Annotated in this window: 12 protein-coding genes; 9 read left to right on the top strand and 3 right to left on the bottom strand. The window is 70.4% G+C overall.

All coding sequences use genetic code 11. The features are described 5' to 3' along the window. Positions 1 to 263 precede the first annotated feature (263 nt). On the top strand, positions 264 to 548 hold the full coding sequence (locus AQI94_RS10795; RefSeq protein ID WP_031049004.1) for a hypothetical protein: 285 nt from the start codon (positions 264 to 266) through the stop codon (positions 546 to 548). Positions 549 to 572: 24 nt separating this feature from the next. On the opposite strand, the gene AQI94_RS10800 is transcribed toward AQI94_RS10795, so the two are convergent. Then, a complete protein-coding gene (locus tag AQI94_RS10800) occupies positions 573 to 944 on the bottom strand; it encodes a holo-ACP synthase (protein ID WP_031049005.1) in 372 nt (123 codons plus the stop codon). A gap of 668 nt (positions 945 to 1,612) precedes the next feature. On the opposite strand from AQI94_RS10800, the gene AQI94_RS10805 reads away from it, so the two are divergent. Then, a complete protein-coding gene (locus AQI94_RS10805; protein ID WP_031049007.1) occupies positions 1,613 to 2,248 on the top strand; it encodes a histidine phosphatase family protein in 636 nt (211 codons plus the stop codon). A gap of 10 nt (positions 2,249 to 2,258) precedes the next feature. On the opposite strand, the gene AQI94_RS10810 is transcribed toward AQI94_RS10805, so the two are convergent. Beyond that, entirely contained in the window at positions 2,259 to 2,660 is a 402-nt protein-coding gene (locus AQI94_RS10810; RefSeq protein WP_031049009.1) for an ATP-binding protein, read from the bottom strand. A 174-nt stretch (positions 2,661 to 2,834) separates the two neighbouring features. Between AQI94_RS10810 and AQI94_RS10815 the strand changes: the two genes are divergently transcribed. From AQI94_RS10815 to AQI94_RS10830, 4 genes are all read left to right on the top strand, one after another. After that, a complete protein-coding gene (locus tag AQI94_RS10815) occupies positions 2,835 to 3,668 on the top strand; it encodes a helix-turn-helix domain-containing protein (protein ID WP_031049011.1) in 834 nt (277 codons plus the stop codon). A 7-nt stretch (positions 3,669 to 3,675) separates the two neighbouring features. After that, complete coding sequence (locus AQI94_RS10820) at positions 3,676 to 3,864, top strand: DUF397 domain-containing protein (protein WP_031049012.1); 189 nt, start codon at positions 3,676 to 3,678, stop codon at positions 3,862 to 3,864. A 66-nt stretch (positions 3,865 to 3,930) separates the two neighbouring features. After that, complete coding sequence (locus AQI94_RS10825; protein ID WP_031049014.1) at positions 3,931 to 4,890, top strand: hypothetical protein; 960 nt, start codon at positions 3,931 to 3,933, stop codon at positions 4,888 to 4,890. Positions 4,891 to 4,907: 17 nt separating this feature from the next. After that, the gene (locus tag AQI94_RS10830; RefSeq protein WP_037943014.1) at positions 4,908 to 6,662 is read left to right on the top strand and encodes a M16 family metallopeptidase; all 1,755 of its coding nucleotides are present in this window, start codon (positions 4,908 to 4,910) and stop codon (positions 6,660 to 6,662) included. On the opposite strand, the gene glmS is transcribed toward AQI94_RS10830, so the two are convergent. Beyond that, positions 6,649 to 8,496: a glutamine--fructose-6-phosphate transaminase (isomerizing) gene (gene glmS, locus AQI94_RS10835; protein ID WP_078902804.1), complete on the bottom strand. Its 1,848-nt coding sequence runs from the start codon at positions 8,494 to 8,496 to the stop codon at positions 6,649 to 6,651. The two genes, AQI94_RS10830 and glmS, sit on opposite strands and share 14 nt — an antisense overlap. Positions 8,497 to 9,088: 592 nt before the next feature. Here glmS and AQI94_RS10840 point away from each other — a divergent pair. The 3 genes from AQI94_RS10840 (at position 9,089) to AQI94_RS10850 (ending at position 14,962) form a co-directional block, all read left to right on the top strand. Further along, entirely contained in the window at positions 9,089 to 13,624 is a 4,536-nt protein-coding gene (locus AQI94_RS10840; RefSeq protein ID WP_079062537.1) for a ricin-type beta-trefoil lectin domain protein, read from the top strand. Next, entirely contained in the window at positions 13,617 to 14,039 is a 423-nt protein-coding gene (locus tag AQI94_RS10845; protein ID WP_031038468.1) for a hypothetical protein, read from the top strand. Before AQI94_RS10840 ends, AQI94_RS10845 begins: the two co-directional genes overlap by 8 nt. Positions 14,040 to 14,212: 173 nt before the next feature. After that, positions 14,213 to 14,962 carry a CbrC family protein gene (locus AQI94_RS10850; protein WP_051831924.1) on the top strand — a complete coding sequence of 250 codons (750 nt, stop codon included), beginning with the start codon at positions 14,213 to 14,215 and terminating at the stop codon, positions 14,960 to 14,962. Positions 14,963 to 15,050 lie beyond the last annotated feature (88 nt).

The raw sequence follows: 15,050 nt of genomic DNA on the forward strand, positions 1-15,050 counted from the left end.
CTCAACCGGTTCAGGCGGAAGAATGCGGTCCGGTGCGTTCACTTCCGGCCAGATTCACTCTCGCCCCCCACCCGAACCGTAAGCGCTCACCAGGCACCATCACGTACTTGTGGGCATATGCCCGGACCTGAGGTCGTCTCAGACGTCACGCCCACCCCTTCCCACCCCTGTGCGAAACGCTCCGCAAAACGCACACTGAGGGCGTTTCGGCGAGCGCAGCCGCATCCGCGGCGGTCGCCCATCCCGTGGAGGACGTTCGCGCGATGACCGATCCGGACAGACCCGTCGGAGGCATCACCCTGGCCGTCCGCTGGGCCGGACGCCTGCTGTGCTGGAGTCTGGCGGCCGCCTGGGCCGCGGCCGCGGTGGACCTCACCGCCTCCCCGCGCCTCGGCTGGTGGGACGCGCTCTGGCAGCTGCCCTCCTGCCTCACCTGCGCATCCGCCGTCGCCTGGGCGGTGCTGCGCGCTCGCGAGAAGTCGGTCGGCGGCGGCAGTGACCCACGGACCGGGAACGACGTCCGCACGGAATGGGACCAGGCCGCCTGAGAGCCGGGACGGCACGCCCGGCGGTCATCCCTCCGCGATCACCACGGCCGACGCGACCCCGGCGTCATGGCTGAGCGACACGTGCCACGACCGCACCCCGAGCGCGGCGGCCCGCGCGGCGACGGTCCCGGTGACCCGCAGCCGGGGCTGCCCGCTGTCCTCCACGAACACCTCGGCATCGGTCCAGTGCAGCCCGGCCGGCGCGCCGAGCGCCTTGGCCAGGGCCTCCTTCGCGGCGAACCGGGCGGCGAGCGAGGCGATCCCCCGCCGCTCCCCGCTGGGCAGCAGCAGCTCACTGTCCAGGAAGAGCCGCCGGGCCATCCCGGGCGTACGCTCCAGCGACGCCGCGAACCGCTCGATCTCGGCGACGTCGATACCGACCCCGATGATGCTCATCCGGGCACTCTACGATCCTCCCGACACCCTCGCGGTCAGCTCTGACCGGGCGTCATCACCGGAGCGGTCGTCTCCACGGGATCGCCGGGCCGCCAGGCACCCGAACTCCACTCGGGCGTGGGGGTCGGCCGGGGCGGCGCGGGGGGAGGCGTCGGGCCACGGTTGGGGTTCTGGGGGACGGTGCCGGATCCACCACCCGAACCACCCCCCGCCGTGCCGGAACCACCGGTCCGGGCCGATCCCCCGGCCCCACCCGACGGGGACGAGGAGATCGGCGCCCGCCGTGTCGGCGTGGACGACGGGGGCGTCGAAGGCGTGGGAGACACGGAGGGGGATGCGCTGAGCGAGGGGGACGCCGAGGGGGACGCCGCGTGCTCGGCCTTGAGGACCTCCGCCATCGGCGACCCCGAACGCGTGGGCGAACGGCCCGCACCCGAGGCGTCGGCCGAGCATCCGCCCAGGCACAGGGCGGTCAGGACAGCGGCCGACCCGAAGCCGGCGACGACACCAAGTGGACGTGCCGGACGCACGGGACCCCCCATGTTCGTGAACAAGAGCGAGGAGAGTTTCAAGCGGTCTTTACGCAGTCCACAAGGGCCCCACATGCTTTCCCCGGGCCAGAGTGACCATGATCACGCCAGATCCACAGGTCGAGGAGACCGTTCACCGTGCAGCTTGAGACGACCGGCACAGCCACCCGTTACCTCTATCTCGTCCGGCACGGGGAAGCGTTGCCGGACGAGAGCGGACTGACCGGGGCCGGCCGACAGCAGGCCACCCTGCTCGGGCGCCGCCTCCGGGACATCCCCTTCGCGGCCGTTCACCACGGCCCGCTGCCGCGCGCGGCACAGACCGCCCACCTGATCCACGACCAGCTGAAGAACGTCCCCCTGCTCTCCTCGGAAGTCGCCGGCGACTACGTGCCCCATGTTCCCCCCAGGCACGAACTCCCGCCCGAAGCGGCGGACTTCTACCTCCGCTTCCTCGCCGACACCACCGAAGACGAACGGGAGCAGGGCGCCGCGCTCGCCCGCCGGGCCCTTGAGCTGTTCACCGGACCGGTGGACGGCGGGGAGGACCGGCACGAGCTGGTCGTCACCCACAACTTCCTCGTCGCCTGGCTGGTCCGGGACGCCATGTACGCCCCGCCGTGGCGCTGGCTCGGCCTCAACCACGCCAACGCGGCACTCACGGTCATCCGTTACGCGCCCGGTCGAGCAGCCTCCGTCCTCGTCACGAACGACATGCGTCATCTGCCCTCGGAGCTGCGCTGGACCGGCTTCCCTCCCGAGTACCACGTCTGACCGCACCGGGTCAGGCCGCGGCCAGCTCGCACCACACGTACTTCCCCCGGTTGCCGTGTCTGGCCAGCGGCTGCCACCCCCACAGGTCGGCGCACGCCTTCACCAGGGTCAGCCCCCGCCCACCCTCCCCCAGTACATCCAACTCCCCTGGTGGCTCGGGCGGTTCGGGGTCCGCGTCCCACGCCCCGATCCGCAGCACCCCCGCCGCCCAGCGCACCCGCAACGCCGACGGCCCCTTCGTATGCCGTACGGCGTTGGAGACCAACTCCGCCGCGAGCAGCTCCGCGGTGTCCGTCAGCCGGATCAGGCCGTGCATCGTCAGGATCAGGCGGAGGGTGCGGCGGGCCACCGTGACGGCTCGGACGTCGTTCGGGATGTAGAGCGTGTACTCCCAGGGTTCACTTTCGGGCATGCGTCAACTCCGTTTCGGTGAAGGGTGGTTGGGTGCGGTGGCGGTGCCGCGTTCGTCATGGCGGGACGGAGCGGTGCACTTCCGCAGAGTAAGCGTCGCGTCACCGACAGTAGGGGTAACATGTATGTCGGAGCAAGGTGATCCCGTAATTCGACCCCGAACGAGGAGTGGTGGATGGTCCAGAGGCGCGAACCGACCGCACGTCAGATGCGCCTCGGAGTCGAACTACGAAGGCTCCGTGAAGCCGCGGGGCTGACCACCATCGAGGCCGCTGCGCTGCTGGGGGTGAACCGGGTTCAGATCACCCACATCGAATCCGGCATCACCGGCGTGAGCGAGCAGCGGGTACGCCGTCTCGCCTCCCACTACGCCTGCACCGACCAGGAGTTCGTCGACGCCCTGATCTCCATGGCCACCGACCGGACGCGCGGCTGGTGGGAGGAGTACCGGGGCCTGCTGCCCACACCTTTCCTGGACCTGTCGGAGCTGGAGCACCACGCCCGGTTCCTGCACCACGTGGCCGTCCTGTATGTGCCGGGCCTGTTGCAGACGGAGGACTACGCGCGTGCCGTCTTCTCGTCCAGGCTGCCCGAACTCCCGCATGAAGAGCTTGAGCTGCGCATCCAGCACCGCAAGGCGCGCCAGAAGATCGCCATCCCGTACAAGGCACTGATCCATGAGGCGGCGCTTCGCATCAGGGTCAAAGATCGCGCCACCTCAAAGGCCCAGCTCGCACGGCTTCTTGAGCTCTCCGATGCGGAGCATGTGACCTTGCGCGCCATTCCGTTCGACCTGGACGACTTCGCCGCCTCCAGCACGATGACGTACGCGGGTGGCCCCCTGCCCAAACTGGACACCGTGGTGCGAGACGCGCCTCATGGCTCGGTCCTCATCGATTCCGAGGCGCAACTCACCATTTACCGAACCCGCTTCCTTAGGGTGGAGGCCGTGTCACTGGGGCCGAACGAGTCCCGCGACTTCATCCACCGGCTGGCAAAGGAGCTGTGAGACCCCCATGGACCACTGGAAGAAGTCTTCGTACTCGGGCGAGGGCGACGGCAACGAATGCGTCGAGATAGCCACCTCCCCCACCCACGTATCCATCCGCGACTCCAAAGCCCCGACCGGAGCCGCCCTCACCCTCCCCACCCCCGCCTTCACGGTCTTTCTCAACGCCCTCAAAGGCACTCCCGAAACCCGGTAACCCCGCGTAACCCCTCCTGCTAGCCTGCGCAGCACCGCGTATCGACCAGGCCAGGGGGACCGTCGTATGGGCGAAAGTGCTGTCGGCGAGGCCTCACCACTGGTGACCGACCCGTTCGACGCGGTGCCTGGACTCGCGCCGCTGCGGGCCGCCGCGTGGGACCAGGACTGGGCGGCCACGCGGGCGTTCTTCGAGGAGATCCCCGACACCGAGACCGACGGCGTCTCCTTCGCGGCGGTGCTGCTCGCCGGGGTCGAGCGGACCGAGTGGTTCCTGGAGAAGGCCGTGCGGGACCGGCCCGACGCCCCCCTCCCCCGCACCCTGCTCGCCGAGCGGTACATCCACCTCGGCTGGCGGGCCCGTGGGCGCGGGCCCGGCGCTGACCTCTCGTGGGACCAGGCCGAGCAGTTCCAGGACTGGCTGCGCAAGGCGGAGTTGCTGCTGATCGAGGTGTGCGCGCGGGAGCCGGCGTACGTCCCGGCGTGGACGGCCCGGCTGGCGACCGCCCGTGGGCTGACGCTGGGGCAGTCCGAGGCCCGGCGGCGCTACGACCGGCTGGCGGAGCACGACCCGCACCACGTCCTCGCGCAGTCACGGTTGCTTCAGCAGCTGTGCCCCAAGTGGGGCGGTTCGTGGGAGGCGGCGCACGGCTTCGCGCAGGAGTGCGCGAGTGCCGCGCCGGAGGGGTCGCGGGCCGGCGTCCTGGTCGCCGAGGCCCATCTGGAGCACTGCGCCGAGCTGGACGGTGCCCAGGCCGGGGAGTACCTGCGGGACGTGTCCGTCCGCGACGAACTGCGCCGCGCCGCCCGCGCGTCCGTCCTGCACCCCGGGCACCGTCGCGGCTGGGCGTGGACCGACAGCCACAGCACCTTCGCCCTGGCCTTCTCCCTGGGCGGCCATCCCGGCGACGCCGCCCGGCACTTCACCGCCCTGGGCGACACGGTGTCCGAGTCCTTCTGGCGGAACGTGCCCGACTGGAAGACCCGGTTCACGGAGTTCCGCACCGCCGCGTCGGCGACGCTCTGAGGGAGACGACACCCGACATGACCACGCACGAGGAACTCGACGCCCTCGACGGCATCGTCCGCCACACCACCGTCCACGGCATCCCCACCCTCTTCGCCCCGCGCGCAGGCGAGATCACCGCCGGACTCTTCTTCCGGGTGGGCCACGCCGACGAGACCCTGCCCACGGCCGGCATCACGCACCTGGTGGAGCACCTCGCCCTGTACCACCTGGGCCTGTCCGACCTGCACTACAACGGCGCCACGGCGAGCACGTACACCCTCTTCCACGTCACCGGAGACGAGACGGAGGTCGTCACCTACCTCAACAGCGTGTGCACGGCCCTGCGCGACCTGCCGATGGACCGGCTGGAGACGGAGAAGGAGATCCTGCGCACGGAGGCGGGCAGCCGCGGCCAGGGACCCATGTCCCAGATGCCGCTGTGGCGTTACGGCGCCCAGGGCTACGGCCTGTCCAGCTACGACGAACTCGGCACCCGGAGCCTGACGGCCGACCAGGTGCGCCACTGGGCCGAGACCCGCTTCACCCGGGACAACGCCGTACTGTTCCTCACCGCGGACCGGGTACCGGACGGCCTGGACCTCACCCTGCCCGCCGGCCGGCGCTTCCCCACCCCCGCCCCGTCCAGCGCGCTCCCCGTCACACCCGCCTTCCTCCGCGGCGAGGACGGCCATCTCGTCTTCACCTCCGTCGTGCGGCGCTCCACCGCGGCCGCCGTGTTCGCCGAGGTGCTGGGCCGCGCCCTCTTCCAGGACCTGCGCCAGAAGGGCGGCTACTCCTACTCGGCGGAGGCCGACTACTCCTCGCGCGACGCCGACTTCGCCACCCTGACCGCGTATGCCGACGCGCTGCCGCAGAAGCAGGACGCGGCGGTCGGCGGGTTCGTCGACGTCTTCGCCCGGCTGCGCGCGGGCCGTATCGGGCAGTCCGAACTGGACTCCGCGCGCGGGAAGTTGCTCAGGCGCTACGACGTCCCCGACCTCGGCGCGGCCCTGTTGCCGTCGTACGCGCTCAGCCTGTTGACCGGCCACCGGATCCTGACTCCCGAGCAGCACCGGGACGAGCTCAAGGGGGTCGGGATCGACGACTTGCGCGAGGCGGCCCGCGAGGCGTGGGACGGCGGGCTGCTCCAGGTACCGGCCCGGGGCGCCGAGTGGGCGGGCCTCACCCCGGCCCCCCGCTTCTCGCCGTCCGGGGTCTCCGGCACCCTGCACCCGTCCCTGGAGGACGACGACGTCACGCTGATCATCGGGGAGACGGGCGTGACGCTGTCGACGCCGGGCGGTCTGGTCACCGTGCGGTACGACGCCTGCGCCGCGATGACCACCCGCCCCGACGGGGGCCGGTGTCTGACCGGCCTCGACGGCTTCCGGATCGCGGTGGAGCCGACCCTGTTCGGGGAGGTCACGGCCGAGCGGATCGCCGTACTGGACAAGGCCGTTCCCGCCGACGCGATCGTCCCGCTGCCGATGCGCCCGGTGGAGGAGATCCCCCAGCCACGCGAACGGTCGGCCGCCGACCCGCGGACTCCGGCGCGGGGGCCGCAAGAGACCGCGGACGGGAAGCGGGCCGGACGGGTGACGGGCCACTTCGTCCTCGTGACCGCGCTGGCCGCGCTGTGGCCCGTCCTCCTCGTCGCCCTGGTCGTCAACGGGATCAAGGACTCGGCCCCGATGGGACTCGCCGCGATCGCCGGATTCGCGCTGGAGTTCCTGCTGATCCGCGCCGCCCGCAACCTGTACCGGACCGGGCAGCCGACTACTCCACCGTGACGGACTTCGCCAGGTTCCGGGGCTGGTCCACCTCGTTGCCCCGGGCGGTGGCCAGCTCACAGGCGAACACCTGCAACGGCACCGTCGCCACCAGCGGCTGCAGCAGCGTCGGCGTGGCCGGAATCCGGATCAGGTGATCGGCGTACGGCACCACCGCCTCGTCGCCCTCCTCCGCGATCACGATCGTGCGCGCTCCCCGGGCCCGGATCTCCTGGATGTTGGACACGATCTTGTCGTGGATCACCGACCGCCCCCGAGGCGAGGGCACGACCACGACCACGGGCAGGTCTTCCTCGATCAGGGCGATCGGCCCGTGCTTCAACTCCCCTGCCGCGAAGCCCTCGGCGTGCATGTAGGCGAGCTCCTTGAGCTTCAGCGCGCCTTCGAGGGCCACCGGATAGCCGACGTGCCGGCCGAGGAACAGCACGGTGTTCTTGGCGGCCAGCGACCGTGCCAGCGCCCGCACCGGCTCCATCGTCTCCAGCACCCGCTCGACCTCACCGGAGATGTGCGACAGGTCCCGGATGACGGCGGAGATCTCGTCGCCCCACTTGGTGCCGCGCACCTGCCCCAGGTACAGCGCCACCAGGTAGCACGCCACGAGCTGTGTCAGGAACACCTTCGTCGACGCCACGGCGACCTCGGGTCCCGCGTGCGTGTACAGCACGGCGTCCGACTCGCGGGGGATCGTCGAGCCGTTGGTGTTGCAGATCGCGAGCACCTTGGAACCCTGCTCGCGGGCGTGCCGCAGCGCCATGAGCGTGTCCATGGTCTCCCCTGACTGGGAGATGGCGATCACGAGGGAGCGCGGCCCGAGGATCGGGTCCCGGTACCGGAATTCACTGGCCAGCTCCACCTCGCACGGAATCCGGGTCCAGTGCTCGATGGCGTACTTGGCGATGAGCCCCGCGTGGAAGGCCGTACCGCAGGCGACGATCACGACCTTGTCCACCTCCCGCAGCTCGGACGCGCTGATCCGCACCTCGTCCAGGGTCAGGGAGCCGGCCGCGTCGATCCGGCCGAGCAGCGTGTCGGCGACCGCCTTCGGCTGCTCGGCGATCTCCTTGAGCATGAAGTAGTCGTAGCCGCCCTTCTCGGCGGCGGAGGCGTCCCAGTCGATGTGGAAGGAGCGGACCTCGGCGTCCCGCCCGTCGAAGCCGGTGACGGTCACCCCGTCCCTCCTCAGCTCCACGACCTGGTCCTGACCGAGCTCGATCGCGGAGCGGGTGTGGGCGATGAACGCGGCGACGTCGGAGGCGAGAAAGGCCTCGCCCTCGCCGACGCCGACGACCAGGGGCGAGTTCCGCCGGGCGCCGACCACGACATCCGGCTCGTCCGCGTGCACCGCGACCAGTGTGAACGCCCCCTCCAGCCGCCGGCACACCAGCCGCATGGCCTCCGCGAGGTCGGCGGTCGCGGAGAACTCCTCGGCCAGCAGATGCGCGACGACCTCGGTGTCGGTCTCGGAGGCCAGCTCGTGCCCCCGCTCCTCCAGCTCGGCCCGCAGCGCGGCGAAGTTCTCGATGATCCCGTTGTGGACGACCGACACCCGGCCCGCGTTGTCCAGATGAGGATGCGCGTTGACGTCCGTCGGCCCGCCGTGCGTGGCCCACCGTGTGTGCCCGATGCCGGTGTGCCCCGTCGGCAGCGGCCGGTCCACCAGCTCCTTCTCCAGATTGACCAGCTTCCCGGCCTTCTTCGCCGCCGCCAGCCCGCCGTCCGCCAGCACGGCGACCCCTGCCGAGTCGTACCCCCGGTACTCCAGCCGTTTCAGCCCGGCCATCACGACATCGAGCGCCGACTGCGACCCCACGTATCCCACGATTCCGCACATGCGCGGCAGCCTAGGCGGCGAGAGCCACCGGATCACGGCACTTCGTGCCCGAATCCGGATATCGCGGCACCGGCGAGAACGAGCCAACCCGTTCCGCCACTCCCCCATCATCCTCACCGACTCATCACAGAAGAACCACAGGATCGCCTTGCCCTCACAGGCCTCACACCCTCCTAGGACCACACCCGACCCAGGGCGTCTTCACGCCAGGGCAGCGGAAAGCCCTTGCTCGTACTCCCGACCACCTGCCTAAAGTGGTCGCGCTTGACCGGATCATGACCAATCCGGGAGGGCACGCACGACAGTCAGCGACCGGGGGAACAGTGTCGCTACGGGGGAGGGACCGTCCGTGCCGCACCATCTGCAATCTGCGTGTCCCACGCCCGCCTGCCGAAGGCGTCCCTGACGCCCGGCAAGGCGAGGCCGACTCGTTTTCTTCACGACCCCTGAGCCGCCATCGGCAGGCTCCCGGTCGGTTCCTTGCGATGAAAGGGATGCGCCCTTGCGTTCCAGACCACCCGCCTTCCGGATACCGGCATCAGGAAGGCAAGGGCTTTTCGCCCGTGTCGTTCTCCTTCTGAGCGCGGTCGCGATGCTGGCCACGCTCGCGGTTCGGCCCGATCTCGCGGGACTCCTCGCGGGTGACGCCTCGACCCGCTCCAGCGACAGGCCGGACGACTGGTTCGACACCACGACCGACGAACAGCTGCGGTTCGACCAGTGCCTGATGGCCGATGCAGTGCGTCTGGGCGGGCCGGGCATGTACGGCCTCGCCCAGGACGCCCTGAACCAGACGCCGGAGAGGCTGCGCGAACTGGCCGCCATGGACGGCGCGTTCGACGGCCCGCTGCGCCAGGCCCACGAGAAGGACGAGAGCGCCTGGAAGGCCAACTGGGAGCGCCTGCTCGCGAACAGGAACGCCTGGGAGAAGCCCCTCGACGGCCTGACGACCCCGCACGGGTTCAACGAATCGACCTTCCACCATGTGCCCGGCGTCCACGACGGCGAGGACTTCTACGACCAGACCGGCCTGGGCAAGTGGGCCGGAGGACCCAACTGGAACGAAGAGTTCAACTTCTACGATCCGACTCCCGAGGCCGACGGCAAGACCGTCCAGGCCGTCAAGGACCTCGGTACACCGCTCTACGGCGAAAAGCCCTACGATCCGTCCCTCCCGGCCGGGGAGCGGGATCGGCAGTACTACGAACAGCTGGCGTTCGAGGCCATGTTCGACCCGTTCCACGGGAAGGGTGCCGACGACGCCCGTCTCTTCCTGGCCTCCGGCGGTTTCCCCCGTACCGCCCCCGAGCCGGGCACGGTCGAGTACCGCATCGCCGTAGAGGACATGAAGACCCGCTTCGCGTCCTGCGGCTGGCGGGATCCGATCGACCCGAACAGGACCCTGCGCCAGGTGGAGGACACCGCCACGCAGGAGTGGCAGCAGGAGATCGCCTCCCAGGCCGCCCAGCGCAACCAGATCCTCACCGCCAACCGCGACGCCACCACGGCTCTGACCAAGGGCGCCGAGTCGATGGCGGATCTGCTCGGCCAGTCGTGGATCGCCGATCACCTGGCCCGCTGGCAGGACTACTGGTCCCCCGGTGGCCTCGGCTGGATCGGTGACTCCCCGGCGGTCATCCAGGTCGAAGCGGCTCAGGGCAAGTGCCTCGACGTGGCCGGTGCGAAGAAGACCGACGGCACCCCCGTACAGCTGTACACCTGCAACAACACCGAGGGACAGCAGTGGCAGTTGGAGGCGTCCGGTGACGCCTACGCCCTGATCAACGTCAACTCCCAGAAGTGCCTCGACGTCCAGAGCAGCAACCCCGCCAACGGCACGAAGATCCAGATCTGGACCTGCAACGGCAGCAAGGCCCAGCAGTGGAACTTCGACGTCCGCGCGGCGGGAGAGCTCCGCAACGTGGTCACGGACAAGTGCCTGGACCTGCACACCTTCGACAACAGCCAGGACTCGTGGCTGTGGACGTGCAACGGCAGCAATCCGCAGAAGTTCCGGATCGTCCCCAAGGGTCACAAGGGCGCGGACAGCCAGGGATACCCCGACAAGGCCCAGTTCGACAAGGCCAAGGCGGGCATCACCGCGGCCCAGACCCAGGCGAAGAAACAGCTCGACTCCATCAAGGCACAGTTGACCACGGCGAAGAAGGCCGCCACCGCCAGCGACACCGCCGAGCAGGCCTCCTACCGGATCGCGGACGCGAGCGGCACCCCGCGTGGCCGCGGACTGCTGGTGGGCCAGCAGAAGGCCCAGGTGACGAAGGGCGCCGTGGCCGGCCTGGAGGCCCTGGCGAAGGCCGCTGAGACCGCCGAGGCGGCCACCCGGGCCTCCGCCGGGGACAGCAAGACGATCGCCCAGCGGGCGCTGGCGCAGGCGGCGCAGTCGAAGGCCGAGTTCCGCAGGGCCGCCGCCGCGGCGGCCGAGGCACAGGCGAAGGCCGCCGCCGACGCGGCCAAGCTGCACCGTGACAACGCCAAGAAGGACAAGGAGACCGCGGAGGCCAAGCTCGCCGAGACCCTCAAGGCCGAGGGCGACGCCAAGGCGGCTGCCGCCGACGCGCACGCCAAGCGGCTGGCCGCCGAGGCCGAGGAGAAGACGGCCAAGGCGGAGAAGGAGGCTGCCGCCGCCAAGCAGGCCGAGGCCAACCAGCACAAGGTGAACGCCCAGGCGGAGGCGGCCAACGCGCAGAACTCGAAGGAGAAGGCCGAGGCCGCCGAGAAGACCGCGGTCGCGCGCAAGAACGATGCGGTGACGGCGCGCGACAACGCCAAGGCCAAGCGGGACGACGCGTGGGAGGCCGAGCAGAAGGCCGACGCGGCCCGCGCCAAGGCCGACGCCAAGGACGCCTACGCCGACTCGCTGGACGCGGGCGACGCGGCGACCGCGGCCCGTGCCGCCGCCGATGAGGCCGACCGGCATGCGAGCGACGCCGAAGCGGCGGCCGGCCGGGCTCGCACCGAGGCCGACGCCGCGACCCAGGCCGCGGCCGCGGCGGACGCGGCAGCCACCCGCGCCGAGGCGGCCGCCAAGCGGTCCCGCGCCGCGGCCGATGCCGCCCAGGCCGCGAAGCTGAAGGCCGACGCGGCGGTCAGGACGGCGACCAGCGCCACGGCGGACGCGATCGCGGCAGCCCGTGACGCCGCCTCGGAAGCGAGGACAGCGGTCCAGTTGGCCGCCGAGGCCGGGGCACAGGCCAGGACCGCCAAATCCCAGGCGGACGCGGCGAAGGTGGAACTCGCCAAGGCCATGGCCGCCTCGGCGAAGGCCGCGGGCTTCGCCCACGTCACCGCACAGGCCGCCGTGGACGCCGACAAGGCCGCCGTGCAGGTCGCCGAGCCGGCCAATGACGCCATCCAGCTCGGCTCCCCGTTCGTCGACACCGACTCCGCCGCAAGCCTGGTCGTCCTGACCGGGCAGGCGTCGAAGTCGATAGCCGAGCAGCAGAAGGCCGTCGCCGACGCCCACGCCAAGAACGCCCAGGCGGAGGCCGACGCGGCCAAATCCCTCGCCGACCAGGCGAAGGACGACACCAAGGCCGCCTACCAGCACGCCGCCAACGCCGCCGGCTACGCGAGGGACGCCCGCGGCTACGCGAAGGAAGCCCTGGGTTACGCGGCCGGCGCGGCGGAGGCAGCCGCCAAGGCCACCCAGTCGCTGGCCCGCACCACCGAGTACGACCGACAGGCCACCGAGGACGCGGCAGCCGCAGACGCGGCAGCCGGCCGCGCGGAGGGCTACGCCACCTCGGCCCGGGCTTCAGCCGACCAGGCAGCCCTCGACGCGGAAGCGGCTCACGCGGCAGCGGCCGAGGCCGAACAGGCGGCGAAGGACGCCCGAGCCGCAGCCGACCGCGCGGACGCGGCGGCGACGGAGGCGGAGGAGGCGGCGAAGGACGCCGACAGGTACGCGAAGGAGGCCCAGGAGGCGGCCGAACGGGCCGAGCGGCAGGACAACGCGGACCAGATCGAGACGGGCACCGTCCCCGACGAGACCGGTGCGCTCATCGGCGGCATGTTCTACGTCGTCGACCACATCGAGAAGGCCGGCGAACCGGACGTCACGAAGAAGACGGACGGCTGCGACGGCTGGTGGGACAAGCTGTTCTACGACGGCGACTGCACGATGACCACGAAGATCCACTTCAAGGCGGTCCTCGACCTGTACATGTGCAGCGCGCAGGACCTGGACCTGTCGCAGTACAAGTGCCCTTCGGGCGCCACGAAGTACCTCGGCCAGTATCCGACCAAGGAGATGACGACCGAGGTCACGCACACCATCACGATCGCCGAGTACCAGAAGAACATCGATCCGATCGACATCCTCTTCGGCAGCTGGATCAAGTGCGCCCAGAAGGTCACGCCCGGTGGGGCGGGCGGGAGCTGGAGTGGCTGCGCCTGGGCGGCCGTGGATGTGGCGAGCCTCTTCGCCGGCAAGATCCTGCGTCCCATCGCGGACGCCGTAAGGGCGGTGGACGCCGCCGCGCGCACCGGCATCGGCTTCGCGGACGCCTTCAAGGCCCTGCGTGCCCTCCCCCTGGCAGACGACGTCGTCCTCGCGCTCGGGGTCAAGGGACTCGACGAACTCGTCACGACCTGCACCAGGGTCCGCGCCCCGCTGCCCATGGCAAGAACGGCCGTGGCCGCCGGGGGCTGCCCCGAGGCACTGATCCTCTACAACAGTGAGGAGATGAGCCAATGGGCGTACAAGTACAGGGTCAAGTCCGGGTTCTTCGAGGGGGATCACAACATCGCCGTGGCCAAGGTGAAGGGCTGGGGCGACCCCATTACCGGTGACTTCGTGATCGCCAGCAGCAGCTTCGCGGGCCACTCGGAGACGAAGATCCTGGACATGCTGAAAGCGAGAAACATCGATCCCAGCGAGATCTCCGCCCTGTACACGGAGCGGCAGCCCTGCCCGGCCTGTGCATCGGAATTGTCCGGTGCCCTCAAGCCAGGCACACCGATCACCTACTCGGTCCCGTACCACCCCGACTTCGCGGACGCGGCTCGGGAACTGCTCGACCGATATGTTCGGCAGGCGGGCGGGCGGAGTCTGGCACGTCGCGCGACGAGCGACCAGCGAACCGAGGAACAAGCTGCACATGACTGAGCCCGAATTCGACCTGCCTCCCAAAGCCCCGCCGGAGGTCGTCGCCGAGCGTGACGCGCTGGCTGACAAGGTGTGCCGGGAACTGGCCCGAACCGGGCTCCCGGTGCACCGCGGCGACCTCGACGACAGCGCGGAAAAGAGACCTGGGGCACGTGTGCATGTCACGCCGTTCGTCGACGGCGGGGTGTATGTGAACTGGACGACGAATGCGGAGCTGAGGGACACGGCCCTCGACCTCTTCGCGCAGGGAATCGACTACGCCGACCCACCTCCGGTCCTCCGCCACTACAACAGCGTTCTCCAGCACATGCGGGCCGCCCTGTCGGAGATCTTGGCCTCGGCGGGATTCGAGGTCACAGAACCGGACCGGCACGGGCACGGAAGCATGATCCAAGTAAAGGGCTTCCGGCCCTGACCAGCCGCTGGTCAGGCCCCGCCGAATCCAAGCCGTCACCGGCTTCGGCGGGGCCTGCCCCAGGAGCGACGTGAGTCACAGCCTGTACCTCTGCCGTTTCGTCCACGGACAACCCAGCCCCATGGACGAAAACCCCGATACGCGATGTCCTCGGCCCGGTCACCGTGGGCGGAATGTCGGCCACGGGTCTCCCGGAGTCCTGGGATCTCGAAGCCGAGGACGGCGGCGGATCGGAGGTCCACGGCGACGCTCTCGGCCTAACCTTCAGCCGTTTCTCCCCCGGCCAGATCCTCGATCACATGGCCGAACTCGCCCGCCGCACCGGTGCCGCCGTCATACCGCTCGGGTGCCCGACCATCCTCACGAGCGAGGCCGACCCGAAACACCTCCCGGAGAGCCTGCGCGCGGAGGCGATCGTCGTGGCGCCCGAGTCCCTGACCGGCCAGGCGATCCAGCTCGTGATCACCCCGCGCCCTGAGCCCCGCCAACGCCCCGCCCTCCCCCAGTTCCCGTACCACCCCAACCCCGTCGCCACCATCTCCGACGCCCCCTGCGCGTGCTGCGGACAAGAACGCGGCTGGGTCTACACCGGCCCCGTCCACGCCGCCGACGCCCCGGACAGCGGCAGCTGCCCGTACCGCGTCGCCTTCGGCAAGGCCGCCGAGCGATACGACGCCGCCTTCGCCGACGGCATCGAGGGGGACGTACCCGAAGACGTCGGAACGACGATCCTCAGGCGCACCCCGGGATTCCTCGCCTGGCAGTCACCGACCTGGCTCACGCACTGCGGCGACGGCGCCGAGTTCCTCGGTCTCGCCGGAGCGAAGGAGCTCGAGAAGTACCCGGACGCCGTCGGCCACCTCCGCCAACGGTGGCCGGATGACCGGTTCGACGACTTCCTCGCCTACGCGGATTTCACCTGACGAGCCCCACGGCCGAGCCCCGCGTGACGCACCCCACCCCCCACCCCGTTCAAACTCCGTTAACAATGGACTGTGATCTCTCCGGTCT

The organism is Streptomyces pseudovenezuelae (genome assembly GCF_001513955.1).
Lineage (GTDB): Bacteria > Actinomycetota > Actinomycetes > Streptomycetales > Streptomycetaceae > Streptomyces > Streptomyces pseudovenezuelae.